Origin of the sequence: Caproicibacterium amylolyticum, from assembly GCF_014467055.1 — a bacterium.
Lineage (GTDB): Bacteria > Bacillota > Clostridia > Oscillospirales > Acutalibacteraceae > Caproicibacterium > Caproicibacterium amylolyticum.
In genome coordinates, this window is record NZ_CP060696.1 from 2,287,563 (window position 1) to 2,311,835 (window position 24,273).

The 24,273-nt window shown below is 47.3% G+C and carries 20 protein-coding genes and 1 tRNA gene; 2 read left to right on the forward strand and 19 right to left on the reverse strand.

The window, feature by feature from the left end; all coding sequences use genetic code 11:
• Positions 1–78: 78 nt before the first annotated feature.
• The 13 genes from H6X83_RS10915 to H6X83_RS10975 all read right to left on the reverse strand — a co-directional run bounded on the left by H6X83_RS10915 (position 79) and on the right by H6X83_RS10975 (position 12,613).
• Positions 79–1,563, reverse strand: coding sequence for an alpha-L-fucosidase (locus H6X83_RS10915; protein ID WP_212506511.1), 1,485 nt, complete (start codon positions 1,561–1,563; stop codon positions 79–81).
• 20 nt (positions 1,564–1,583) lie between these two features.
• On the reverse strand, positions 1,584–2,240 hold the full coding sequence (locus tag H6X83_RS10920) for an SGNH/GDSL hydrolase family protein (RefSeq protein ID WP_212506512.1): 657 nt from the start codon (positions 2,238–2,240) through the stop codon (positions 1,584–1,586).
• 74 nt (positions 2,241–2,314) lie between these two features.
• On the reverse strand, positions 2,315–4,123 hold the full coding sequence (locus H6X83_RS10925) for a type 2 periplasmic-binding domain-containing protein (protein WP_246419200.1): 1,809 nt from the start codon (positions 4,121–4,123) through the stop codon (positions 2,315–2,317).
• A gap of 91 nt (positions 4,124–4,214) precedes the next feature.
• The gene (locus tag H6X83_RS10930) at positions 4,215–5,132 is read right to left on the reverse strand and encodes a carbohydrate ABC transporter permease (RefSeq protein ID WP_246419202.1); all 918 of its coding nucleotides are present in this window, start codon (positions 5,130–5,132) and stop codon (positions 4,215–4,217) included.
• 23 nt (positions 5,133–5,155) lie between these two features.
• Complete coding sequence (locus H6X83_RS10935) at positions 5,156–6,103, reverse strand: ABC transporter permease subunit (RefSeq protein ID WP_212506513.1); 948 nt, start codon at positions 6,101–6,103, stop codon at positions 5,156–5,158.
• Positions 6,104–6,399: 296 nt separating this feature from the next.
• Entirely contained in the window at positions 6,400–6,828 is a 429-nt protein-coding gene (locus H6X83_RS10940) for an Hsp20/alpha crystallin family protein (RefSeq protein WP_212506514.1), read from the reverse strand.
• 363 nt (positions 6,829–7,191) lie between these two features.
• Positions 7,192–7,887, reverse strand: a complete 696-nt coding sequence (locus H6X83_RS10945) for a helix-turn-helix domain-containing protein (RefSeq protein WP_212506515.1) — start codon at positions 7,885–7,887, stop codon at positions 7,192–7,194.
• 263 nt (positions 7,888–8,150) lie between these two features.
• Complete coding sequence (locus tag H6X83_RS10950) at positions 8,151–8,891, reverse strand: class I SAM-dependent methyltransferase (protein WP_212506516.1); 741 nt, start codon at positions 8,889–8,891, stop codon at positions 8,151–8,153.
• A 536-nt stretch (positions 8,892–9,427) separates the two neighbouring features.
• Positions 9,428–9,504: transfer RNA gene (locus H6X83_RS10955), tRNA-Met, on the reverse strand.
• 181 nt (positions 9,505–9,685) lie between these two features.
• On the reverse strand, positions 9,686–10,279 hold the full coding sequence (locus tag H6X83_RS10960) for an accessory gene regulator ArgB-like protein (protein WP_212506517.1): 594 nt from the start codon (positions 10,277–10,279) through the stop codon (positions 9,686–9,688).
• Positions 10,279–10,434: a cyclic lactone autoinducer peptide gene (locus H6X83_RS10965; protein WP_212506518.1), complete on the reverse strand. Its 156-nt coding sequence runs from the start codon at positions 10,432–10,434 to the stop codon at positions 10,279–10,281. The genes H6X83_RS10960 and H6X83_RS10965 overlap by 1 nt, the downstream gene beginning before the upstream one ends.
• A gap of 149 nt (positions 10,435–10,583) precedes the next feature.
• The gene (locus H6X83_RS10970) at positions 10,584–11,900 is read right to left on the reverse strand and encodes an ATP-binding protein (RefSeq protein ID WP_212506519.1); all 1,317 of its coding nucleotides are present in this window, start codon (positions 11,898–11,900) and stop codon (positions 10,584–10,586) included.
• Complete coding sequence (locus tag H6X83_RS10975) at positions 11,900–12,613, reverse strand: LytR/AlgR family response regulator transcription factor (protein WP_212506520.1); 714 nt, start codon at positions 12,611–12,613, stop codon at positions 11,900–11,902. Before H6X83_RS10975 ends, H6X83_RS10970 begins: the two co-directional genes overlap by 1 nt.
• A 185-nt stretch (positions 12,614–12,798) precedes the next feature.
• Between H6X83_RS10975 and H6X83_RS10980 the strand changes: the two genes are divergently transcribed.
• The gene (locus H6X83_RS10980) at positions 12,799–13,695 is read left to right on the forward strand and encodes a helix-turn-helix transcriptional regulator (protein ID WP_212506521.1); all 897 of its coding nucleotides are present in this window, start codon (positions 12,799–12,801) and stop codon (positions 13,693–13,695) included.
• 81 nt (positions 13,696–13,776) lie between these two features.
• Entirely contained in the window at positions 13,777–14,049 is a 273-nt protein-coding gene (locus H6X83_RS10985; protein ID WP_212506522.1) for a zinc ribbon domain-containing protein, read from the forward strand.
• Positions 14,050–14,096: 47 nt separating this feature from the next.
• Here H6X83_RS10985 and H6X83_RS10990 read toward each other — a convergent pair whose 3' ends face one another.
• The 6 genes from H6X83_RS10990 to H6X83_RS11015 form a co-directional block, all read right to left on the reverse strand.
• The gene (locus tag H6X83_RS10990) at positions 14,097–15,317 is read right to left on the reverse strand and encodes a DUF4405 domain-containing protein (RefSeq protein ID WP_212506523.1); all 1,221 of its coding nucleotides are present in this window, start codon (positions 15,315–15,317) and stop codon (positions 14,097–14,099) included.
• A 193-nt stretch (positions 15,318–15,510) separates the two neighbouring features.
• Positions 15,511–17,343 (reverse strand): asparagine synthase (glutamine-hydrolyzing), encoded by a 1,833-nt coding sequence (asnB, locus tag H6X83_RS10995; RefSeq protein WP_212506524.1) that lies wholly within the window; start codon positions 17,341–17,343, stop codon positions 15,511–15,513.
• A 333-nt stretch (positions 17,344–17,676) separates the two neighbouring features.
• Positions 17,677–20,148, reverse strand: coding sequence for a beta-mannosidase (locus H6X83_RS11000; protein ID WP_212506525.1), 2,472 nt, complete (start codon positions 20,146–20,148; stop codon positions 17,677–17,679).
• A 224-nt stretch (positions 20,149–20,372) separates the two neighbouring features.
• Entirely contained in the window at positions 20,373–21,902 is a 1,530-nt protein-coding gene (locus H6X83_RS11005; protein WP_212506526.1) for a sialate O-acetylesterase, read from the reverse strand.
• A complete protein-coding gene (locus H6X83_RS11010) occupies positions 21,895–23,079 on the reverse strand; it encodes a glycoside hydrolase family 130 protein (protein ID WP_212506527.1) in 1,185 nt (394 codons plus the stop codon). The genes H6X83_RS11005 and H6X83_RS11010 overlap by 8 nt, the downstream gene beginning before the upstream one ends.
• Positions 23,066–24,262, reverse strand: a complete 1,197-nt coding sequence (locus H6X83_RS11015; protein WP_212506528.1) for an AGE family epimerase/isomerase — start codon at positions 24,260–24,262, stop codon at positions 23,066–23,068. The genes H6X83_RS11010 and H6X83_RS11015 overlap by 14 nt, the downstream gene beginning before the upstream one ends.
• Positions 24,263–24,273 lie beyond the last annotated feature (11 nt).

Below are 24,273 nucleotides of genomic sequence, written 5' to 3' on the forward strand. Positions count from 1 at the left end.
AACCCCAAAAGTTAGACAAGTGATATACTTGTTTAAGGAATGGGGTTCAGTTCATTAACAAGGACAGCAGTGCGTTTTTTATAATACTTCGGCTTTGAGCACAACTGGGTATTCACTGGAAACAAACGGTGCCTGCACATGCAGTCCGTCCTTATCCCGGTTCCACTGCGGTGCTTCTGCATAGCCCAGCACCGACAGCTCTTTAATCAGGCCGTGGAATTCCGGCACATTCTGGTCGTCAGAAACGCTCAGGGAACGCACGGTCACGCGGCCGTCTTCCGGCCAGCGCAGCACAATGCAGTAAATGCTGTTTCCCTGCACTGTAAAACGGATATCCTCCGGCGTATAGGGTGTTTCCTGATTATCGGTGAACTGCCCCTGCGCCTCTTTGGTGGGGCCCTCCGCAGGCTTTCGCCACGGGCGGCTGCTGTAAATTGCTTCGCCGTTTGTGTGCAGCCAGCCGCCGATTTCCCGCAGGATTTTCTGGTCAGTTTCCGGAATGGTACCATCCGACTTTGGCCCCACATTCAAAAGCAGGTTGCCGTTTTTGCTGACGATGTCCACAAGCTCCAGCAAAATCTGCCGCGGTGTTTTGTAGTCCAGTGTGTCTGTGTAGCACCACGAATTCTTTGCGATGGCGGTATCGGACTGCCAGCAGAACGGCTGTGCCTGCGCAAATTTGCCGCGCTCCACCTCTACAATACCGCTGCCGAACATCATGGAATCGTGCTTATAGCAAATTGCGGTTGGCCTGCCCCACTGTGCGCCGCGATTGTAGTAGTAAGCTGCCATTTTGCGCAGCCACGGCTTAAAAGCCTCGTGCTGAATCCACCAGTCAAAGTAAAGCGCCGCAGGCTGATAACGGTCAATAATCTCGCAGGTGCGCAGCAGCCAGTCCGTTAGATACTCCTCCGTGGGATACGGCTTGCTCTGCAGGTCTTCCGGGTTTGGCTCCGGCATAGACGGCCAGTAGAGATCGCCCCGCTGCAGCGGTTCATGAATGTCACTTGCGAACTCTTTTCCGTGGCTCAGGAAAAACCAGTGCTCCGCGCGGTGAGAGGATGTGCAGAAGGTCAGCCCCTTTTCCTCGATCGCCAGCTTCAGCTCGCCGAGTGTGTCGCGGTGCGGCCCCATTTCCCACGCGTTCCAGTGGGAAAGTGAACTGCGGTACATCTGAAAGCCATCGTGATGTTCAGCAACGGGAAACACATACTTTGCACCGGCCTGCCGGAACAATTCTGCCCATTCATTAGCATCAAACTTTTCCGCTTTGAACTGCGGGATAAAGTCTTTATAGCCGAATTTATCCTGTGTACCGTAGGTTTCGCGGTGGTGCAGATACTCCGGCTTTCCTTGAATATACATATTGCGGGGGTACCATTCATTGTTAAACGCCGGCACACTGTAAAGCCCCCAATGCAGGAATATGCCAAACTTTGCTTCCCGCAGCCAGCGCGGCGGCTCAAATGCGGCAAGCGATTCCCATGTATCATGAAATGGCCCCGCTGCTACCACACGGTCAATTTCTTCCAGATATTCTTTTTCAAAGCTATTTAGCTGCATACACTTTCCTCCGCTTTTAATTATCGCTGGTTCCACTCAAGTCCAATTTCGTCCAGAAAAGCTTTCGCTAAAATCATGTGTCCCGGCAGGTTGGGGTGCACACGATCCCCGCTGATATAAAAGTAAGAAAGGCTCTGCAGATACCGATCAATCCTTGCCTGCACATCAACGTACGGAAGCTGATATTTTTTCGCTGCTTTACGTGCAATTTCCGCGTATTCCTCCACACGGCGGCGCATGGGGTCATTGCGGTTGAGTTCCATAAAGAATGGGCTGAGAATAAAGATATTTTTTACCAGGGGCTTGGTCTGCTCCAGCAATGCACAGTAGGTCTGCTCGTACTCCTGTGGTGAAACCACCTCCAGCTGCTGCAGTTCTCCGTCAAACTGACGCCAAACGTCATTAATACCAATCATAATGGAAAGGTAATCCGGATGCAAGTCAATTACGTCCTGCTGCCAGCGATTTTTTAAGTGGCGGATGGTGTCGCCGTTCACACCCTTATTGACTACCATGATTTTCTGTTCAGGAGCCAAACCGGTTAAACACGCATTCACAAGGCTAACATACCCGTCGCCGTAGGAACCCCATCCTGCGGGTGCAGCATTGTAATCTCTGCCGCAGTCAGTTACAGAATCCCCAATCATTACAAGTCTGCTTCCCTTTTCCAACATCATATTTTTTCCCTCCAAGTCATTTTAACAAAAGGAAGGCGCTGACCTGCGCCAGTGCCTTCCTTTATTGGCCAATCTTATTTGCTGCTTGCGCTGCTGCCATTCGTTTTTGCAATGTTCTCACGGGCAGTTTCCTGATCCTTTGCATTCTGCATGTCAACTGCCAGCACCTGGTCATAACCCAAGCCCTTAACAGTGTCCTGCATATCCTTGAGCAGGCTGTTAAACTCACTCTCGTCCTTTGCAAAAATCATCTTCCAGGAATCTGCAACGATTACTTCTTTGCACTGGTTGCGGATGGTAGTAATATCAGAGGAAGCTTCCGGTGCAACAAAGCCGCTGCCCGGCGCAACAATAATCTGCTTGCTCTTTTGCAGATAGTCCATCGTTGTCTTGGCATTCATCTTCTTCTGCCAGTCGGTATCCAATGCGGTCTTGTTTTCTTCCAGCACAGAATCCCACATTGTGTAGGTGTAGGGGCACTTTGTTTCTGGGTCAATGTCCACCTGGGTAACTGCCTTGTAATTCAGTGCGGAAATACCGTCTGTCCAAGTACCGGTTCCCCATTTGGCAGGAACTGTAACTTTACCGTCGCCCAGCAGTGCTTTTTTGCCAAAGTCTGTCAGCACAGGCTTGCCGTCTTTCAGTTCCCAGGTCAAGCCCTTGGGGCCGGCGGAACTTGCGGTCTGTGCTGCGGAGTCGTAAATACCTTCGGGAGAATACAGCCAGTCAATGAAATCTGCCATACGCTGCGGGTCCTTTGCCTTGCTGCCAATGGCAACAAAGTTTTTGGAGTCACCGTGCGGCACACAGCCGTAGGAGAAAATCTTCATATCATCGATTGGTGCCAGCATAAAGCCCTTACCCGCATTCTTATGTTCTGTGGTATTGTAAGCAGCCTGCCCCAGCCACGGCCAGAAGGAGAACAGCACCTGACCATCCTTGTATTTATTGTTCATAGTGTCGTAATTCTGCGTGGTGGATTCGGGGTCGACCAGGCCCTTCTGGTTGGCCTTGTAGAACAACTTGAGCACTTTATTGTACATGGAGTTGCTGTCAATAATGCTCTGATAATCGCTGCCGTCTGCCTTTGCCAGCACAAAACCAAGCTCATCGTAACCGTAGAAGCAGGTCGGCTGCTTCGCGTTGTTCATCATATTGCCGTCCCAGTCCTTAAAGAGGGAAAGTGCATAGGTCTTTTTGCCACTGTCGCTCTTGGTCACAGACTGCTGCATCTTCTCCCAGACGTTGATGAGGTCATCCATGTTCTTCATCTCCGGGTAGCCTGCCGCTTTGTACGCATCCCAGCGCACATACGGGCCAAAAGTCGGTTCCAGACCTTCACTTGAGGTATCTGCCGGCAAAGCGGAAATAGAACTCGGAATGCAGTATGTTCCGTTCGCACCGGCCGTCTTGTTGGCATCTTTAATGGCGTCCTTATACTGGCTGACGCTCTTTTCATTCTTCAGCAAGTCCGCCATATTCATAAGCAGACCAGCTTTAACCAGCTGTGTAAGACGGCCGTTTTCCGTTGTCGTCATAACCAAGTCACCAAGGTCGCCTGCCGCAGAGCGGGTCTGAAACAGAGTGTCGCCGCCGCCCGCTACGTTCGGTGCAATAATGTTCAGTTCCATGTTGAATTTGTCTTTGACAATCTTTGCAAACCAGCCGGACTGCTTGCCTTGATAGTTTGCCTGACCGTCAAACACATCCACTGTAATGAAGTCCTTGTACTTGGAGCTGCCGGTACCTGTTGTGGAAGCAGCTGCTGTACTGCCGGTGCTGCTGCCGGAAGCAGTGGAAGTTCCTCCACCGCTGCAGGCTGTTGTACCAACCAGCATTGCTGCGCACAGCAGTACCGCTGTGATCCTTTTTGTCATTCTCATTGTTTCGTAATCCTCCCATAGTATTAGTGTAATACATATTTCAAAAACAAGCCACCGTTTTGACCTGTCTTTTTACAAAGTAAAAATCAGTTTAGCCTTTAACAGAACCAATCATAATACCTTTTACAAAATACTTTTGAAACATTGGGTAAACGAACAGAATCGGCAGTACAACAATGACAGAAACGGTCATACGAATCGAAGTAGCAGTCTGCTGCGTTGCCAGAGCCGCCATATTTAAGCTGCCTGCACTGCTGGTTTTGACCATCTGTGCAAGCGAGTTTGCCTGATTAATGTAGGTATACAGCAAATACTGCAGGGAATACAGCTTGGAATCTGTAATGTAAATCAAAGTATCCTGAAAAGAGTTCCATTGTGCAACAGCGGAAAAAATTGCAACGGTTGCCAGAATCGGTGTGCAGGTTGGCAGCACCACTTTCCAGAACACAGTCAAAATGCCGGCGCCGTCAATTTCTGCGGCTTCCTGCAAAGCCCTTGGCATAGATTCCACATAAGTCTTCACCAAAATAATGTTGAAAGGCTGCACGATTGCCGGCAAAATATAAACCCAAAATGTATTTGTCAGCTGCAGATTCTTCATGGTAATAAACATCGGGATCAGGCCGGCATTAAAGTACATGGTAATCACAACAAAGCGATACCAAAGCTTTCTGTGCCACATTTTTTCCTGTGTAAACATAAAGCCTAAAAATGCGGAAGCCAATACGGTCAGCACCGTGCCGATAACCGTTCTGGCTATCGTGACCAGCGCAGCCAGCGGCAGACCGTTCAGCTGCAGTACATCAATGTAATTCTGAAAGTGTATGTTCTTTGGCAGAAAATTGACTGCACCGTTTGCACTCAAGTCATTTGCACTGATTGTATTGATAATCAAGTAATAAAACGGATAAGCACAGATGAGCATCAGAATCCCGAAAATTATGTAATTTACTATATTAAAAGCAACCGTTCCTTTTTCCACATGCTTTTTCTTTTTAATTGAAGTCAAGGTTTTTCTCTCCTTTCCGTTTGTCAGACAATCGATGCGCCGCGCGTTTTCTTGGAAACAAAGTTTACAAGAATCAGCAGTGAAACGCTGACAACGCTCTTGAGCATGCTGATTGCAGTGGCAAGCGACAAACTGTTTCCGGTCATGCCGATATTGTAAACGTACAAATCAAGCACCTGAATATGGGTCTTGTTGAATGCGTTCTGGAACACAAAGTATTGATCCATGCCGTTGTTCAAGAAGTTTGCAACAGAAAGCATCAGCAGAACGAAGAAAGTAGGCATCAGCGCCGGAATCGTGATATTGCGAATCAGCTGTCCGCGGTTAGCACCGTCCACACGTGCCGCTTCATACAAAGACGGGTCGATGCTGGTAATGGAAGCTAAGTACATAATCGCGTTCCAGCCAAGGCACTTCCAGGTGTTCCAGAACAGCATCCACAGGTAGGTGTGCGAATCGCTGTCCAAAAACTTCATTGGCGCCGCTATGATTCCCGCCTGCTGCAGGACGGTGTTCACCATGCCGTTATTGGAAAACAGGCTGAATGCTACGGAGTACACCAACACCCAGCTGATGAAGTTCGGCAGCGTAGTCATAGTCTGTACCAGATTGCGGAACCACTTGCACTTAATTTCATTTAGGAATACCGCGAACAGCAGCGGCAGAATGGAAGTCGCAATGCCCAGCAGGCTCATGGCAAAGGTGTTCACCATGACCTGCACCAGCTGGCGAACCTGCGTTGGATTGGCAAACAGCGTCTGGAACCATTTGATGCCTACATAGCTGCACTGGTCCAGCCGCAGCGGCGGTTTGTAATCAAAGAAAGCATAAATCCATCCATGCAGCGGAAAATACGAAAAGAAAAATACCAGTACGAGGAACGGCAGCACGCATAAGAACAATTTTTTGCTCTCCCAGCTGCTTTTCTTCTTTTTTGTTCCCTGTTTAACGGGGACAGCCCCTTTGACCATTTTCGACCCCTCCAAAGACATTTTGCTGAAACATTTATTTCACTTTTTGTTCATGTTTATCATATCATGAGAATAATTTTACGAACACTGCTAAAATTACACCACAACACCATATCATTTTTGATGTTTTTAATAAAACTACACGCATTGTAAAATTTTTGCTGCACCATTTCTCAATTATTTACCTGAACTCACGCCAACTGCCTTTAACACTCCGAAAATAAAGAGAACACCGCCGCAGACTTTTTTTCTATCTGCGGCGGTGCTCTCTTTATTCTGGCCGAACAAGCTATTGATTATTGAATTGTAATTTGTTTCGGCAGCGGTTTTGTTTCTTCATTTTTCGGCATATGCATAGTCAGCACACCGTTTTCGAAGCTGGCGGTAATCTTCTCCGTATTAATACCGGAAATGTCAAATGAACGGCTCAAGCTGTTCATTCTGCGCTCACGGCGGATGTAGTTACCGGCATTGTCTTTCTGTTCGCTGTCCTCTTTGTGCTGTGCGGTCAGCGTCATGCAGTCATTTTCCACATTGACATTGATTTCCTCTTTACTGAAACCGGGCAGTTCTGCTTCCAGCACATATTGATTGCCCTCGTCACGGATATCTGTGCGGCAGGGTGCAAAACTGTTCTGAGTGGAATTGAAGAAGTCATCATCAAAGTGGTTAAAGAAATCAAACAGGCCAGCATTGCGATGCTCAAACGGGATTAAGTCAAACATGATGAAAACCTCCATTTTTCTGCCTGCCCTTCTGGGGCAGTACATGTATTTTATTTTGTCTTTCGGGTGCTTCCCTTTGACAATTCTTATATTACCCGTCGACTGTTAAAAATCATTGCATACTTTATGAACATATTTTAAATATTAGCAGTCTTTATATTAGAGTGCTAATATTCGTCCTTTTTCATTTTTAGCTTTTCTCTATTCCTTCTTTACTTCTGCGAACTTAATTTATACACTGCCGAAATCCAATTGAAAGCACGTCAGGCCATACTTCCCCTTATATAGTACCAATATGCAGCCCGCATTCACCGCTAAACTGCTGAGTCTGCCCATACTCTGCCTATTGTCGCAAGCCACCTTTTAATTTTCAACAGCAATATATACATCCATAAAAGAAACACTGTCTTCTTCATATACTTTTTCAAAACAAGGTAAAACTTCTTTTGTTTGCTTGTGCTGCAGGCCATTTACTTCCATATATCGCATAAGCGTTTTATATGCATTCGGAATCAAGGAGAACGGTGCGCTAAATGGTTCTTTTACTGTGATAACTGCATACTGCTGCTTTGCTTGCGTAATAATTTCCATATCTGCACAAGTTGTATCAAAATCCGACGGCAAGATGCATGCCGCTGCATAGCCATGCATATGGTACACATTAATTTGCTCCTGAGATGTAAATGGAAAATCCCATCCGATAATTTCCGGCTGTTTTATCCCGCAGGAAATTGCCCAATCGTTCACATGCTTTATTGCATCATCTTCAGGCGCTCCGCTGATTACAGCGTACCTGACATATTGCATCGGCGGTAATTCTTCTACACAAATATTCGTGTATGCATCACTACCCGAATTCATATTTTCCCGTAACAGTTCATCTAAAGAGCAAGAGAATAGTTTGCATAGTGCAATAGCTGTTTCCATTTCAGGGAAGGCCGAATCTATTTCCCATTTTGATATCGTCTGCCGAGATACCCCCATCTTCTCTGCTAATTTCTCTTGTGTCATCCCGTCATGCATTTTTCTGAGGAACTGCAAATTCTGTCCAAAGCTCATTTCATGATTCTCCTTTGCATTTGATGAACACATTATGACAGATAAAAAACTATAAGTACACCAATTTGCATTTTCTCTTTTTACAATGTATGCAACCTGAAGTTGCATACATTGCGTGTGTTTATCAATGAGCACAGAATATATAAATAATCCGGCTCAGGATTTCGTGTATGGTAAAGATAATACAGAATGCAAATTGCCCTTTGCTGTTATATGTCATACAACCGTGTTCATCACGGACAATCGATTTACAAAGTCGAAACTTATTTTTCTAATTCTATAAATAAATACATTGGTATTTTTTTAAGCCAGGCAACTCTTGGCGACTTTTGAACCTGTTCTTTTGTCGGAACAGGTTCATTCATGTCAGTTATCTTGAAATTGTTTCCGACAAAAGCCTTCACATAATCCGACAGCGTTCTATGCCTGTAAATAACCGGATCTTTCATTCCTTTGATTTCTCCAACCCATTTTTCAGGATTGTGGTAATCAGAAATGAGCACTTGAATGCTTCCATTGTTTTTTAGCCACGCGGTTTCTTTCCCCTTGAAGCATGGATGCAGAATTGAAATAAAAACAGTTCCCTTTGGCTTTAAGACGCGGTGAATTTCCTTTAAGGTCCCATCCAGGTCTTCAACATCCATCAACATCATTGAACAGAGAACCAAATCGTAATAATTCTTCTGAATACCATTCAGGGCATTTGCGTTTATGACATGATGGTCAATCCTTAAACCCTCTTCCTCCGCCTTGTTCTTTGCATACCCGACCATATCTTCCGAACAATCGGCCGATGTAAGGAATGCGCCTTTATGTGCCAATGCTCTTGAATAGCCGCCATCTCCGCACCCTAAATCAAGAATGTGTTTCCCCTTCACATCTCCCAATTTTTCTAGTGTATATGGCATTATGTAATACATTCTGAAATCATTCGTCTGTGCAATATTGATCCATTCATTAATATTTGCCTGATTCCAGCATTCGGTTGAACTATCTTTTATCATTTTTTGTTTCCTCACGAATTCATAAAGCCGCTTACAAAGCTCAAAGGACATATCTTTCTCTGTCCGGACTGATGGAATGCGTTCAATGTAGTGCTACAGATATACTGGTCACAAACAAAAAGGGAACATGAAGCACGATATGATACTTTCAGAAATAAATATCGGACTCGATCCTGTAATGCAAAAAATATTAATGTAAATGAAATAGAAACTTTTGCTGTTCAGCATCTCAAAGCATATTTTCTGGGTACAGACTTCGAAAAAATGGCTAAAATGATTGTAGCACAAATTAACAATGCCAGTCCTAATCTCGAAGGCAAAGTTGCCACCTTCGTGTTCGCAAAAGCAAATTAGAGGATATCATTACTGCACTAATGATAGGCATTATGTTACCCAGAGACGATTATACACCTATTTCAGAATTCAACAGCAAACTGGAACGGCAAAAATATTCCAAACAATGTAAAGTGCCATGTAATAAAAATGTACGCCTACCCCGACAATCTTACGATGTCGAGATAAGCGTACATACAATTTGGTTGCGGGAGCAGGATTTGAACCTACGACCTTCGGGTTATGAGCCCGACGAGCTACCGGACTGCTCCATCCCGCGATATATTTCCTTTTCAAAAGGTGCTCATATATAATAGCATAGTAAGAATTAAAAGTCAACTGTTTTTTACATTTTCTTTTTGAGCAAAAGAAAAGCAGCAGTCTTTGACTGCTGCTTTTCTTCAAAACAAGGTTTGTGCAACCAAACATCGACGCTACAGTCGACTTGAAAAACGCGGCTGTCACTCTGCCTTTGCAAGCCGATGCATATTTTTCAACTTTCCAGAAGCAAGCATTCCCGCAAGTACCGCCTGAGAAAGACACATTGACAGTGCCAAGTTTTTCAGACCCACAGCCATCAGGGTTACAGCTGCAGCCGTTTCAATCAGCCATATAATTCTGCCTGTCCTTTTATAATGCTGAATCTCCTCATCGTCAAGTGGTTTATTTGCATCTTCTACAGGGGCTAACCATAGAATTACGATGCCACACAGGAACAGTATAAGGGTGTCAACAGGAATCATCCATTCAGGGTTAATATATTTGACTGCAAGCAGAACAGCAATAATAACCAGACAGGACAGAATATAACATCTGACCGGGGAACCCGCGTGGTACCCACCGACAAAGCGGCGAAGTACCGCAAAGCTTCCGTAAAAGAAAATACACTCGGGCAACATCTGGAAAACAAAGCCAATGAAAACTGTTGTCGCAATGTGAAGCAGTGCTGAAAGCAGCAAATTGATGCCGTAAGCATATGTATCGCAATCTTCCTTGGCTATGGCTCCATACTCTGCAAGTTTACATGCAATGCAGTTGGACAGCTGGCTTTTCATCAAAACTTCCTGAACTTCTTCAGATCTTTCGGAGCCTTCGGCTGATAGTAAACGTAACAGGATGTAGAGTTGGCACTGCGGGACAATGCACCTCTGGCAGCTTTTTCAGCTACCGTTGCGAGTCTGGAACATAGGACCTTTTTCACGTTCAGCATAATCAGTTCCTCCTTAAAATTTTGATTAAGATGTATCATACTCTAATTTGAGTTTTTTTCAAGGGGAAATCGATAAGTGATAGTAAATCGGCGATAAGTGATAGTGGTTTCACCATTTTTTTACAAATTATATAGATTTATTACAGGGCTTAGCCAGCTTCTTTTTCCTGGCAGGAAATCGGGAAAGCAACGTTTGTATGAAAAATTCTTTGTTCCTCATCGTAATAATAGTCCATGGTTCCATGATATTTTTTGATGGATTTTTCAATACTGAGCATTCCAATACCGTGTGCCAATTTGTTCGGCTTTCTGGTAACCAGTTTATGATTTACAATCTTTGGTTTGCAGTCACAGCTGTTTTGTATACTGATGACAACAAATACTTTGTTCTTTGAGTGAAAGGAAACAGCTATGTATTTGTTTGCCGAAATCCGGCAGGACTCAATTGCATTGTCCAATAAATTGGTCAGCAGTGCACACAAATCCACATCATTCATAAAGTTGAGTTGAATGCCTTCATTGTGAAATGAAATTGAAATTCCCTCCTGCGCACACTGCGTCTGCTTTTGATTGCAGATAACATCCATCATGTTATTGCCGGAAAAAGGCAGCCTGCTGGAAAGCTGATAATGGTCATAAATAGAAGAAACATATTCATGCACCCTTTCAGGGTGGTCCCCAGCTGCCAGTGTATCGATCGCGCTAAGATGATTTTTTATATCATGCACCAGCATTCTGGAGTTTTCGTACTGCTCCTGCAGGATTTTATAGTATGCGTGATCAATCGTTTCCTTTTGTCTTGCCAACTGCAGTTCCGTCATTTTCTGATTATTTTTAATCAAATTCTCATAAATAATGAAAACAACGATATTGGCAAACAGCAGTAAAATCGAAGCAGCACACAGGACGAGGTCATATTTTGCCGGCAGCTCTATTTCCTGCGAAATATGATAAATTGCATTCAGCAAAATAAATGTAGAAATCGGCAGTGAAAACAGCCCAAGCGATTTCAGCGGAAACTGCATACTCTGATTTTCGCGCATGGCAATATGTGCTGCCAGCTGGCACAAAATCAGAAAAACCAATTTGCTCAGGGAAGCATTTAAAAAGAAACTGTAAGCTGCATTGTTGGGACTGCTGGAAGCAGACCAAAAATCCGAAAGGAAAATTACGATAATTTCACTGAGAAACATGAACAGCGACAAAATGGCACTGTGAAAAACCGCCGACCAAGCCTTACATGCGTAATTAAAGATTGCCAGCAAAAGATTAACTACTGTAAAGGCCAGCACGTTGACAAACGGACTTCCAACAAAATAAGCAGCAAACAAAATTCCGTATCCGGCGGCAAAGCTTGCCAGTATTGCACCGGCCTTGCGCTTATACTTAAATATACAGTTAAAATAATTCCAAATAATCACTGCTTCAAATAAATAAAGCAGCAGTATTGAGATTGTGTTCATCATTATTTACCGCACTCCATCCACTGAAAAAGATCATGTTTAAAATGATAGTATTTCCGCTGCGAAATGTAAATTTTTATTGTCTGCTTGTCTCCATACTGCAGCGTAACTGCTCCCTTTTCAAACAGCGACACGTAATTGCAGTTCACAATGTAACTGCTGTGCGGCTGTGCAAAAAAAAGTTCATACAGATTATCCTTCCAAAAAGCAAGCGGATAAATGGTAGAGTATGTTTTACTCTGTGTGACCAACATTGTTTTGCCGCGCTCTGAGTAAACACATACAATATCCTTGACAAAAAGTGCTTCCATCTTTCCGTCCAGCATACATGTCAGTCGTCGGTTACGCGCCAGTGCTGCACTCAGCCCATGGTACAGCCGTTCTTTGTCCACCGGCTTCTGTAGATAGCGAAACACGTTCAAGTCAAATGCATCATCCAAATACTTTTCGTAGGCGGTAATAATAAAGATGTAGATATCTGGATTTTGGTCCTTCAGCCAATACCCTGCCGTGATACCGTTGATTTTTTTCATTTCTACATCTAAAAACGCCATGTGATAAATCTGTGGTTTTTCTGTAAGAGCTTCACCAGACTCAAACAGATCAATTTCCACCTGCATTTTTGTCCGGCTAAAATAAGCCTCAACATCCTCCTTCAGCTGCATACGCAGAACCGGGTTGTCATCGCAAATTGCAATTCTCAGCCTTGTTTCCATCCTGTTGTCACTCCTTATCAAAGATAGTAACATAATTCTCCAAAATAATCCAGTTAATTGGCGATTTCGGCGGGATTTAAGGAAAAATTTTCTACTCCTCACCGATACGCCTCGCTGGAAACACAAAACAATTCATGCTATAATGCAGGAAATAGTAATTTTCACTGATAGGAAGTGCAGCACCCGTGTCTGTAAACAGGCTGTTTCAAATTATCAACATCCTCATGGAAAAGGAAACGGTCACTGCTCCGGAACTGGCAAAACAACTGGAAGTTTCCGTGCGCACCATTTACCGCGACATTGACTCCCTCAGTATGGCCGGCATTCCTGTTTACACAGTGCAGGGCAAAGGCGGCGGTATTTCCCTGCTGCAGCACTTCGTGCTGAACAAGGCACTTTTGTCTGAACAGGAGCAGGAGCAAATTTTGATGGCTGTAAAAAGCATTTCCCCAACTTCCAGTGAAATGGACAGCCTGCTGCTGAAAATGAAAGCACTTTTCCACAAAGCAGATACGAACTGGATTGAAGTCGACCTTTCCAGTTGGTACGAAGATGCCGAAAGCAAAGAAAAGTTCAATATCTTGAAAGATGCCGTACTGCAGCACCGCATTATTAGTTTCTCCTACACCAGCGGCAGCGGCGTCCTTACCAAGCGAATTGTAAAACCTGCAAAACTCGTTTTTAAGTCAAGTTCCTGGTATCTGCAGGCGTACTGCCTGGAGCGGCAGGATTACCGCACCTTCAAGCTCTCCCGCATTTCTGGTTTGGAACTGACCGACGGCTGCTTTGCAGAAACGCTTTCACCCCCGCAGATTGACAGTTTTTCGTCTGCACGCAGCGGCGTACCTATTAAGCTGCGTATCAGTAAAACGCTGGGATACCGGATATATGATGAATTTGACCACCGCATGGTCAGCACAGACCAAAACGGTGACTTGCTGCTGACCATTGAAATGCCGGAGGACACCTGGCTTTACGGCTATCTTCTGTCCTTTGGCTCGGCACTAGAAGTTTTAGAGCCGGAACATATTCGCAGACGGCTGGCAGAAGAAAGCCAAAAAATTTTGCAGAAGAATCAATAACCTGACGTACGATGTCAGGTTATTTTTGGTAAGATGACCTCAGAAACAAAAATAATCACATTTTCAGGAGGTCTTTTTGTAATGGAAGAAAAATTTTGTCAGTCCTGCGGAATGCCAATGGGTGAAACCGACGAGTTCTATGGAACCGAAGCCGACGGCAGCAAGAGTAAAGATTACTGCAAATACTGTTACGACAAAGGTACATTTACAGCCAACAGTACGATGGATGAAATGATCGAATTCTGCATGCCGATTATGGCAAAAGAAAATCCGGATATGAACGAAGCCACTGCACGCAGCATGATGAAACAGTTTTTTCCCACACTAAAACGCTGGAAAACAGGCAAAGCTTGACAGCAAAAACCGAGCCGGCAGCAAAAACGCTGTCGGCTCGGTTTATTTTATTTAGGAAGCTTATTTAGTTCTTTCTTTTTGCGTTCCCGTATCTGCACAAATTCAAGCAGGTAGTAGGTCCCTGCTGCATACATGCCCATAATAGGAATGTAGTCCCGGAACAACAGCGGCAGCGAATCAGCTTCTTCCATCGGCTGTTTTTCCCGTTCATCTGCTGAAGTTGCATACTTTGACTGGTAAGCAGTTGTTGCCTCCTGTGCCTGCTGCTGTCCGACACTGCACTGCGGGCTTGTCAGCGGACAATGTCTGCCGCAGCCAGTGCATGTCAGTGAACCAAGATATTCCTCTAATGTGCCGCTTTCTGCTGTCGGCGTGCTGACAGTGCTGGAGTCTTTTCCCTCCTGACTGCTGCTTTCCGAACTGGAAACTGTTTCGCCATTCTGGTTCTGATAATATGCAGAAGCCTGCTGCGCCTGTGAAGTACCGGTACCACACTGCGGGCTTATCAGCGGGCAGTGTTTGCCGCAGCCGGTGCAGGTAAGCCTGCCAAGAAAATCCTCTTCCGATTCGCCGCTTTGTATCGGCGTATCAGAAAAACTTCTTTCCACTGTTTCACCCTTGTGCACATTCATTTTCTGGTAGAGCACCGTTTGCTGCTTTGACTTTGCAGTCACAGTTGTACTGTCTGTTTCACCGCTTTGTGTCACATCCACACTGCTTTCCGGCAGACGGTACTTCCCTGCAATGTCCCGCGTAATACTGGCCCAAATGCCGAACACAGCCAGCACCAGTGAACAGATACGCCAGAACATGGTTAAAACCTTGTTTGTGCTCTGTACATGCAGCGCCTGCCGCATGGCTGCAAGAATCATTTTCCAGTGCAGGCCCAAATGCACCGAAATTAAAATAAGCTCTGTATAGGCACTCACCCGGTGCAAGTACACCCAAACTGTACCGCCCGAAAGGCCCAGGAATGCAAAAACAGAGTGTGAAATCATTAGTGAACTGACCAGCAGCAAAACCGAGTCGGCCAGCAGCAGAAAATTTACAGTCTGCCGCAGTACAGAATAAAATGTTCGCCGCCCCTGCCGCCGTTTTGCCGCTGCACGAAACCACCATGCATTTACCGCACAGTGTACAATAAACAGCACCAGCACCGCTGTGCCAATAATTTCATGCCACGGAATGCCGGTCACGCCCGGCCCCATCAAAATCACCATCACAGTCAGCATAACCGCATCCAGCAGCAGTGCAAGTTTTCGGTTCATAGATATCCTCCTGTCATCTCTTTTCAGATTGGTTTATGAGGATATCATAATTACCGCGCGTGGAAGTTTTAAGTGTAAAAGATGAAGATCACGTGAACACGATTTTCATTCATAAGAATTTTTTAGCAATATCAAAAATGGAAAACACCTGCACAGGCATTTTCCACTTTCAAATTTTTTATTGAATTGATACTCAGCGCTTTACGAAATATTCTTTGTACCAGATAAGGAACATGAATACACACCAGATCTGCCGCCAGTTGTCCCGCTTGCCGGCAATATGCTGATCCAGCATTTTCAGCAGGGCTTTCGTATTGAAAAACTGCTGTGCCTGTGGGCTGACGAATTCCTGGCGCACAATATCGGCATATTTTTCGTCACGCAGCCACGCACGCACCGGTACCGGGAAGCCAAGCTTCTTCTTTTCCGCCGTTCTTGAAGGAATCAGTTTTTCTGCTGCGCCGCGCATAGCAATCTTGGTCTGCGCAGCATTTACCTTACATTCTGTTGGGATACGACAGGCAAGGTCAAACACCCGACGGTCCAAAAACGGCACACGCAGTTCCAAACTGTTCGCCATGCTCATCTTGTCCGCTTTCAGCAGAATATCGCCTACCATCCACAGGTTCAGGTCGCAGAACTGCATTTGGGCTACATCATCCTGCCCGCTGACCTGCTGCATATAAACTTTGGAAAGGTCAGTGGGCTTCACGGAACCTGTATAGTTCCGCAGAAGCTGTTTTTTGCGCCGCTCTCCCATCAGATTGGTGTTGCCGATATAGCGCTCCTCCAGCGGAGCACCGCGCCGCACTAAAAAGTTAATGCCGCGTACCGGCGGCATCAAACCCGCTACCGCACCAATGGCACGGCGCAGCGGCAGCGGTACACGGTTGTACCAAGAAGCCATAAACGGCTCTTTGTAAGTGTTATAGCCGCCGAAGAATTCGTCCGCACCCTCGCCGGAAAGGCAGACCTTTACGTGCTTTGCCGCTTCCTTGTTAACAAAGAACAGCGCCGCACTGGCCGCGTCTGCCAGCGGTTCGTCCATAAAATACTGAATATTACCGAGGTTTGCCCAGTATTCTTCCGGTGTCACACAGTAGGCATCGTTCTTTACGCCGATTTCTTTGCTGAATGTACGGGCAAATTCTGTTTCATCATACTTTTTGTCTGCAAAACCAACCGTAAAGGTTTTGTCCACATGAGCAAGCGCCGCAATGTAGCTGGAATCCACCCCGGAAGAAAGGAAACTGCCAACTTCTACATCGGCAATCTTGTGTGCCTCCACACTTTCCGCCATGGCAGCACTGATGTCGTTTTCCCACTCTTCCAGTGAACGGCTGTGGTCCGGTGAAAAAGTCGGCGTCCAGTAACGCTGCGTGGTCAGTTTACCGTCACGGTACTCTAACCAGTGTGCCGGCATCAATTTTTTGACACCCTTGAAAAATGTATTTTCCCCGGCAGAATACTGGTAAGAGAGGTACAGTTCCAACTGTGCGGGGTTAAACTCCTTCACAAAGTCGGGGTGCGGCAGAAAACTTTTGATTTCACTGCCAAAAAGCAGTGTTCCGGTTTGGGCGTTCTGGTAATAATAAAGCGGCTTAATGCCAAAATGGTCACGTGCACAAAAAAGTGACTTCTCCCGCTTGTTCCAAATGGCAAAAGCAAACATGCCGCGCAGGCGCTCCAGCATTTCCTTGCCCCACTCTTCATAGCCATGCAGCAGGACTTCGGTGTCACAATGTGACTGAAAAGTATGGCCCGCCGCCAAAAGCTCCTCGCGCAGCTCCTGAAAGTTGTAGATTTCACCATTAAAAACGATAATATAATTTCCGTCTTCATTGAGCATCGGCTGGCGGCCGCCCTCAATGTCTATGATTGACAGGCGGCGATGCCCCAAAGCAGCATTTTCATCAATGTAGCTTCCCTGTCCATCCGGGCCGCGGTGCGCAATCGCAGCCATCATTTTCTGCAAAACTTCCTCTTGGTCGGCTCTGTGGCCAACAAATCCCACAATACCACACATAAATTAATATTCCTCACAATGCCGTACGCAGGCCAAACTGCGCCGGGTGCTCTTCTCTCTCATTCTTTCCCATTATATCTTTTTTTGACAGAATTGAAAAGAGATTTTTTAGAAACAATATATTAATTATACCTGCAAAGCCTTAAACTTTCATTCAGGACCTTCAGTTTTCATTAAAACTGTGCAGTTCCTTTGCACACTGACCAAAAATAAAGTAAAAGAAGCCGCCCCCAAAAGGAACATTCCTTTTAGAAGTGGCTTTTTCTTTACTCTCCAAGCCCGCGGATACTACTGCTATAGTATAGCACACTTTCAGCACTGCGTAAAGAGAAATTATAAATAGGTGTCCTGCAGGCAGGTCACTGTCAGCTGCTGCTCCGCTGTACTGCCCTCCGGCAAAGACAATCCAGCCGTTTTCAGCTGCACGGTTTTGCTTTCCTGTCCGTTTAGCAGAAAGCAGTTGTCACTGAATTCTCCATCACCGTCCGCCAAGTCCAGCCAGACAAACGGCGCTACGCCGTCTGCATTTAAGGTAATTTGCCAGCCGCCGCTGACGGGCTGAATCTGCTTTTGAATCGCCACCTTTTTCAGTTCCAGATGTTTGTAAGGAACAAACGGTTCAGCCTCCAGTGTATCCTGCAGGCCATCACCGGAAAACGCGATTTCCGCAATCACCTGTTCCACCCGTCCGGAAAGAAGCGGTGCAAAGTCCTTTTCCCCAAGGCTCAGCGCCGAATAAGGTGCTGCTTCTCCGGTAACTATCGTTTCATCCAGCAGTGTACCATCCAAGCCGCGCAGCCGCAGCTTTGCCTGATAGTGTCCGGCAGCAGCGGTCTCATTTTGAACGTATGCCGCCACTTTAGTGCCGTCACGCAGCAGACTGCATGCAACCGGCACATAAAAATGTGCCGCCATGTAGTGCAGTGCCTTGTAACGATGCAGATAGTCAACTGCCGCCCACGAAACAACCGGCCAGTTGTCATTCAGCTGCCAGAACAGGCTGCCCATGCATTGTCCGCGCTGCCGCCGCCAGTGCTCTACGCCGTACTTAATCGCCATGCCCTGCAGCACCTGACTCAGATAAACCAACCCCTCCAGGGTGCCCGGATAGCGAAAATTTTCCGAAAGATACGAAAGAATTGTACCGTTAGCACTTCCGTTTTTTTGGTGTGACTCCATAACCTTAGAGAAAATATTTCTATCCTGCGGCTTTGTAAACGCGCAAATCGTTTTCATCGATGGGAATGCCTGAAATCCAAATTCCGAACAAAAACGGAATTTATATTTTCGGTAGTCTGTAAAGGGTTTGCGCCCGTGCCAAACGTCCCAGTAGTGTACATCGCCGTCGGTTTCCGCATCCGGGTCACAGATGCAGCCACCGGAACTGGGCGAGGATGCCCAATAAAATGTTTGCTTGTCAAACTCCCGTACAGTACGCGGCAGAATATACTCAAAAATCTTGATATAATCCGCACGCAAAGTTGCCGGTTCAGCTTGAAAATCACCCCAGTGCGACCATGCGGATTCGATCTCGTTGTTGCCGCACCACAGCAGCAGGCAGGCATGGTGGCGCAGACGGCATACATTATCGCGCGTTTCGGCAATGATATTTTCTTCAAATTCCGGCGTCAGTTCAAAGGTGTCGCACGCAAAAAGCAGATCCTGCCAAACCATCAGGCCGGCACGGTCGCACATCTCGTAAAACGCGTCAGAAGGAAAGTAGCCGCCGCCCCACAAACGCAGGCAGTCCATATTTTCTTTCAGTGCGGTTTCAATCAAAAACTGCTGTTTCGCCGGTGCAATGTTCGGGTAAATCGCGTCTTCCGGAATATAATTCGCACCGCGTGTAAAGATTTTCAGCCCGTTTACGCAGACTGCAAAAGATTTGCCCCACTCGTCCGGCTCATGCAGTACCGTAAGCGTCCGCAGACCAATGCTGTAACTCCGCCGGTCCTGTTCTTCCCCTCCACGAAGCAGGGTAACCTCCACACGATAAAGTGGATGCTCACCATAGCCGTTTGGCCACCAAAGCTGCGGACTTTGCACCAGAAACCGAAACTGTGTTTCCGGCTGCCACGCAGCCTGCCACTGCTCCAGCAAAGCACCGTCCGGTGCAAAAAAAGATGTCATCAGTAGGTCGCCGGCTTGGCCGCCGGCCTGCTCGGTCTGCACGTTTACCGTCAGCTTTACGGCATTTTCTGTATGCTCCTGCAGCAGTTCCACACCCTCAAGGCGCGGCTCATCATGCGCTTCCAGCCAAATGTCGCGCCAAATGCCCATATCCGGCAGCTGAATCCCCCAGTCCCAGCCAAACATAGACTGTGCCTTGCGCAGATAGTGGCCGCCTGCCATACTGCCGGAGGGCACTATTTTGCTTTCCCGTCCCTCTGCCGGATGATAGTTTTCAATATATTCTACCGGTGAATGAAACAGAATGTGCAGTTCATTTTTGCCAGCATGCAGCAAAGACTTACAGTTTAAGCGGTAGGTGCGGTGCATATCGCTTGTTTTTGCAAGCAATGTGCCGTTAACAAAAATCTCGGCAAGCGTATCCAGCCCCTCACACACCAGCTCCACCGCGCGCTGCTGCAAAAAGGATGCGTCCAGCGTAACTGTCCGGCAAAATTCGCAGTCATTTCGGCAAAGTGCGAGCGTCTGTTCCTCATTGCAGCGCCAGTAAGGGTCTTGTGTTCTTTTCTGTTCCAGCAGTACGGAAATCAGGGAACACGGCACACGCGCGGGCAGCCATTCCGCTTCGCCACAAACGCGCATCCGCCAGTTTTCATTTAACAATAATTTTTTCATGACAATTTCCTTTAATTTTTATTCAGTAACGTACGCAAACGTTGTGTTTTTTTCTATACAGTAAAAGTTTCGCCCGCAGTTTCTTTATGGTAGCGCAGTGTTCCATGCTTTTCAACCAGCATTTCACCCGAACTCTACCGCCTTTTTCTGTGAAAAAAGCAGCCGCAGAGCTGCAAGGGGGATTCCTCCCAACTCTGTGGCTGTTTTATGGAATTGACACTGCATTAGCAGCGAAACGGCAGTGCCGGCAAGCCGCTTCCACCGTATAGCGGAGTCGGTCCGTAGCTGTACCATGCATAGCGTGCGTGCACAGGGTACGGCACCTGCTCGGCAGAAAGGAGAACACTGCCGTGTTCCAACAAGACTTTTGCCGGATAAAAACGCATATCCTCTCCGGCAGCTTCAAAAGCACTTCCGAAGGGGCTGGTACACTGACTCCGCAGCTGCAGGTCGCCCGCCGTATGTGTCAGAAAAACCCGCAGGCTGCCGCCCTCTGTCGAAAACCCGGCAAAAGAAGGGCTGTCCGCTTCTTGAGGCATTCCATACACCTTTTGCAGTGCCTGTAAAGCCAGCCGCGAACCAACTGTCTGTTTGTCCAGCGGGTGGATGTTGTCAAACTCGCCACAATCCAGTGCGGCCGCCAGACCGGTATTGCGGGCAAAGCGGTACACCTGCTCCTGCTGCTCACGCAAAAAGCAGAAAGTGCGGTTGTCCTCGCCTTTGCTCCAATCTGCCTTGGAAATAAACATGGGCAGCTGTACAAACAGAAACGGCAGTTCACCGTCCTGCCAGTCACTGCGCCACTGACGAATCAGGTACAGCATCATTTCGCCGTAGTCATGGCAGCGTGCCCAGTCTTCTTCCCCCTGATAGTACAGGAAACCGCGCAAGGTATACGGAACCACACGCTGCACCATTGTTTTGTACAGCCCCGCCGGACGAAACGGAGATTTTCTGCCGGCAGGCTGCGGCCATGGGCAGACACCGCACTTTTCGTTGAGGACTTCCCACGTTACAGCTGGATTTTCGGCACGCATAGCCCTTACTTTTTCATCCCAGCGAGTATACTCTGCATTGTATGCCTGCATTTCGCGGTCATAGTCCGCATCGGTTTTGCTGCCCACCATGGCTGCGTAATCATCCAAATACTTTTGCCCTGCTGCCGAGCGTTTCAGTGTTTCTTCCGGCATCCAGCAACTAATCGAGGTTCCGCCCCAGTAGCAGTCAATGACACCAACCGGAACCTGCAGCTCCTGCTGCAGGTCCCGCGCACAGAAATAGGCTACCGCCGAAATATCCGCGCAGGTGTCTGGGCTGCACACGCGCCAGCTGTTTTCGCGCTCTGCCTGTAAAAATGCTTCATCAATATAAGCATGTTTTCCTACGTTATAAAAGCGGAGATTTTCGTTGGCGCAGGAAGCCAGTTCTGCTTTGCCGTTTTTGCAGTTCTGCAGTTCCAGCTCCATATTGCTCTGCCCACCGGCAAACCAAACTTCGCCGAACAAAACATCGGCAAATTGTAATACCATTTCCCCACAAGAAATACGCATAGCAAACGGCCCGCTGGCTTTATGTGCAGGCAAAGTCACGCTCCAGCGGCCGTTTTTCACGCTTGCCTGCGCAGTGCAGCCGTCAATCTCAACGTTAACGCGGCTGTCGGTGCGGCCAAAGCCGAAAACGCAGAACGGTTTTTCCCGCTGCAAAACCATGTGGTCTGAAAAAACTGCTGCACAACAAAATTCAGCTTCAGCCATTGTTCTCTTCCACCCTCAGAATCTCCAGATTCTTTGCAATCAATTCACTGCGCTGCTTTACACAATCTGCAGAACGGTCAGCATCCTGCGGTGTATGAAACACATAATCCACCAGACGGTCAATCGTTGTAGAAGCAACGTGCAGGCGGGTGTCACAAGAAGCATAGTAAATGTAGACTTCGCCGTTTTCACGCACAATCGCACCGTTGGTAAACACAACATTGGAAACGTCGCCAACGCGCTCTTCGTCAAACGGCGCCAACAGATAACCGCCCGGCTCCGCAATGACTTTCCACGGTTCCTCAAGGTCGGTTGCAAAGACATACAGCACATAGCGAAGTCCCGCCGCTGTATTGCGAACACCGTGTGCAATATGCAGCCAGCCGCGTTCCGTGCGAATTGGCACGGCGCCCGCGCCGTTTTTATCCTCGGTAATTCTGTGATAGTGGCGTGCGCTGGTGATGGTTTCTTCATCAATCACCGCATGACCGATATCATCACACAAACCAAAGCCGATACCACCACCGGAACCGGTGCTGATGAAGCCATCCATTGGGCGGGTATAGAACGCATACTTGCCGTTTACAAACTTCGGCAGCAACACAACATTACGCTGCTGTGGGGAATGCAGCGTGGTCAGGTTGTCAAGGCGTTCCCATGTTTTCAAATTCTTTGTGCGCACAATGCCTGCGGCAGCCACTGCGGAGGAAAGGTCATTTGCAGTTTTGTCCTTGCTTTCGGAGCAGAACACACCGTAAATCCAGCCGTCCTCATGCTGGGTCACACGCATATCATACACATCGGTTTCCTCTGGGCAAGTGTCCGGCAGCTGCACCGGATAGTCCCAGAAGCGGAATCCCTGCACGGGATTGTCACTCTCCGCAACGCCGAAGAAAGATTTGCGGTCATTGCCCTCAATGCGGGCGACCAGATAAAACTTTCCGTTGAGCTCGATTGCACCAGAATTGAAAACAGTATTCACACCAAGGCGCTCCATAAAATACGGGTTGGTTTCGGAATTCAGGTCATACTTCCAGTGCAGCGGAATATGTTCACGTGTCAGCACAGGATTCTGCCAGCGGGTAAAAATCCCATTGTAGCTGTCCTTTGGCTGGTTCGGTTTTGCAAGCAGGCGCTCCTGCTTTTCTTTCTGGCAGTAATATTCAGTGTGGAGCATTGATTCCCCTCCTCATAATTTCAAAGCACATGCGTCCATTGTGATACGGACATTTCCAAGGCTCAACGATTGGTTTCTGCGTATCCGGCTCACCGTTATCGTCCAGCTGCCAGAACCACTCGGAACCTGCGCGCGGGTCAACCAGTTTTTCATTAATATAGTTCCAGATGTCCGCTACAGCCTGCAAATACTCCGTATGCTCCGGCTGCTTCTGGTAGGCGTTCAGGAAACCCAAAACAGACTCTGCCTGTACCCACCAAACGCGGGTTTTGTCCACTTCGCCGAGGTCACACTCATTCCAGACGGAGTGTTTGTGGTAGGCACTGCGGTAGATTTCGGCGGCAAGGTCAGAGTCCGCCGCCTGCACCTTTTGGTTCAGCTCTGCATCTTTCAGCAGACTGGCACCCCAGTCCAAAAGCCAGGAGGTTTCAATATCGTGGCCATAGGACTGCATATCCAGCAGGCTGTTCCAATCCTTGTCAAAGAACACTTCCTGCCGGTGCTTTGCCGGATTGTATACTTTACTTAAAAAAATGGAGATGATCCAGCGCATACTTTCGGCGACTTCGGCATCACCGCTGGCTTGGTAAAGGCCGCTGTAGCCCTCAAAAACATGCAGCAGGGTGTTCATGGTTTTTTCCGCCACCTTGCCCTCTGCCATCAGCGTTTTGTTGTCTGAAAGCTTTTCGTTGGAAATCGGTACAAACTCCCGGTCAAACGCCTCCAGATAGCCCTTGCTGTCCTTACAGCGGCTCTCAATCATTTTATAAAGCAGCTTTGCAAATTTCAGTGCTTCTTCATCTCCGCTTGCACGGTAATATGAGGAAAATGCATAGATGGCAAACGCCTGATTGTAAGTATGCTTGGTGCTGTCACAGACAGAGCCATCGTAATTAACAGACCAGTAAATTCCTCCGCACTGCGTATCCACACAGTGGTCACGCAAGAACTCATAAGCGTGCTTTGCGTCCTCAAGCAAGTCTTTGCGGTTCAGCATCCTTGCCGCTGTGGAGAAAAACCACAGAATCCGGCTGTGCAGGATGCAGCCTTTTACTGCTTTGCCGTCTTTTTTCAGGTCATATCCCATAAAGCCGGTAAAACCACCATACTGGTCATCACGCAGGCTCCGCCAAAAGGGAATCAGCTTTTCCGTAAGCATGGTTTCGGCTTCACTGATGAGCATGGTATCGTTCC

What these genes read in the sequence shown, in the direction of transcription:
- H6X83_RS10970 (WP_212506519.1), bottom strand. Translation starts at nt 11,900, where the DNA reads ATGATGAACACAATCTCAATACTGCTGCTTTATTTATTTGAAGCAGTG.
- asnB (WP_212506524.1), bottom strand. Translation starts at nt 17,343, where the DNA reads ATGTGTGGTATTGTGGGATTTGTTGGCCACAGAGCCGACCAAGAGGAA.
- H6X83_RS11015 (WP_212506528.1), bottom strand. Translation starts at nt 24,262, where the DNA reads ATGCTCATCAGTGAAGCCGAAACCATGCTTACGGAAAAGCTGATTCCC.
- H6X83_RS11005 (WP_212506526.1), bottom strand. Translation starts at nt 21,902, where the DNA reads ATGGCTGAAGCTGAATTTTGTTGTGCAGCAGTTTTTTCAGACCACATG.
- H6X83_RS10990 (WP_212506523.1), bottom strand. Translation starts at nt 15,317, where the DNA reads ATGAACCGAAAACTTGCACTGCTGCTGGATGCGGTTATGCTGACTGTG.
- H6X83_RS10920 (WP_212506512.1), bottom strand. Translation starts at nt 2,240, where the DNA reads ATGATGTTGGAAAAGGGAAGCAGACTTGTAATGATTGGGGATTCTGTA.
- H6X83_RS10960 (WP_212506517.1), bottom strand. Translation starts at nt 10,279, where the DNA reads ATGAAAAGCCAGCTGTCCAACTGCATTGCATGTAAACTTGCAGAGTAT.
- H6X83_RS10950 (WP_212506516.1), bottom strand. Translation starts at nt 8,891, where the DNA reads ATGATAAAAGATAGTTCAACCGAATGCTGGAATCAGGCAAATATTAAT.
- H6X83_RS10945 (WP_212506515.1), bottom strand. Translation starts at nt 7,887, where the DNA reads ATGAGCTTTGGACAGAATTTGCAGTTCCTCAGAAAAATGCATGACGGG.
- H6X83_RS10915 (WP_212506511.1), bottom strand. Translation starts at nt 1,563, where the DNA reads ATGCAGCTAAATAGCTTTGAAAAAGAATATCTGGAAGAAATTGACCGT.
- H6X83_RS10935 (WP_212506513.1), bottom strand. Translation starts at nt 6,103, where the DNA reads ATGGTCAAAGGGGCTGTCCCCGTTAAACAGGGAACAAAAAAGAAGAAA.
- H6X83_RS10975 (WP_212506520.1), bottom strand. Translation starts at nt 12,613, where the DNA reads ATGGAAACAAGGCTGAGAATTGCAATTTGCGATGACAACCCGGTTCTG.
- H6X83_RS10940 (WP_212506514.1), bottom strand. Translation starts at nt 6,828, where the DNA reads ATGTTTGACTTAATCCCGTTTGAGCATCGCAATGCTGGCCTGTTTGAT.
- H6X83_RS10925 (WP_246419200.1), bottom strand. Translation starts at nt 4,123, where the DNA reads ATGAGAATGACAAAAAGGATCACAGCGGTACTGCTGTGCGCAGCAATG.
- H6X83_RS11010 (WP_212506527.1), bottom strand. Translation starts at nt 23,079, where the DNA reads ATGCTCCACACTGAATATTACTGCCAGAAAGAAAAGCAGGAGCGCCTG.
- H6X83_RS10965 (WP_212506518.1), bottom strand. Translation starts at nt 10,434, where the DNA reads ATGCTGAACGTGAAAAAGGTCCTATGTTCCAGACTCGCAACGGTAGCT.
- H6X83_RS10985 (WP_212506522.1), top strand. Translation starts at nt 13,777, where the DNA reads ATGGAAGAAAAATTTTGTCAGTCCTGCGGAATGCCAATGGGTGAAACC.
- H6X83_RS11000 (WP_212506525.1), bottom strand. Translation starts at nt 20,148, where the DNA reads ATGAAAAAATTATTGTTAAATGAAAACTGGCGGATGCGCGTTTGTGGC.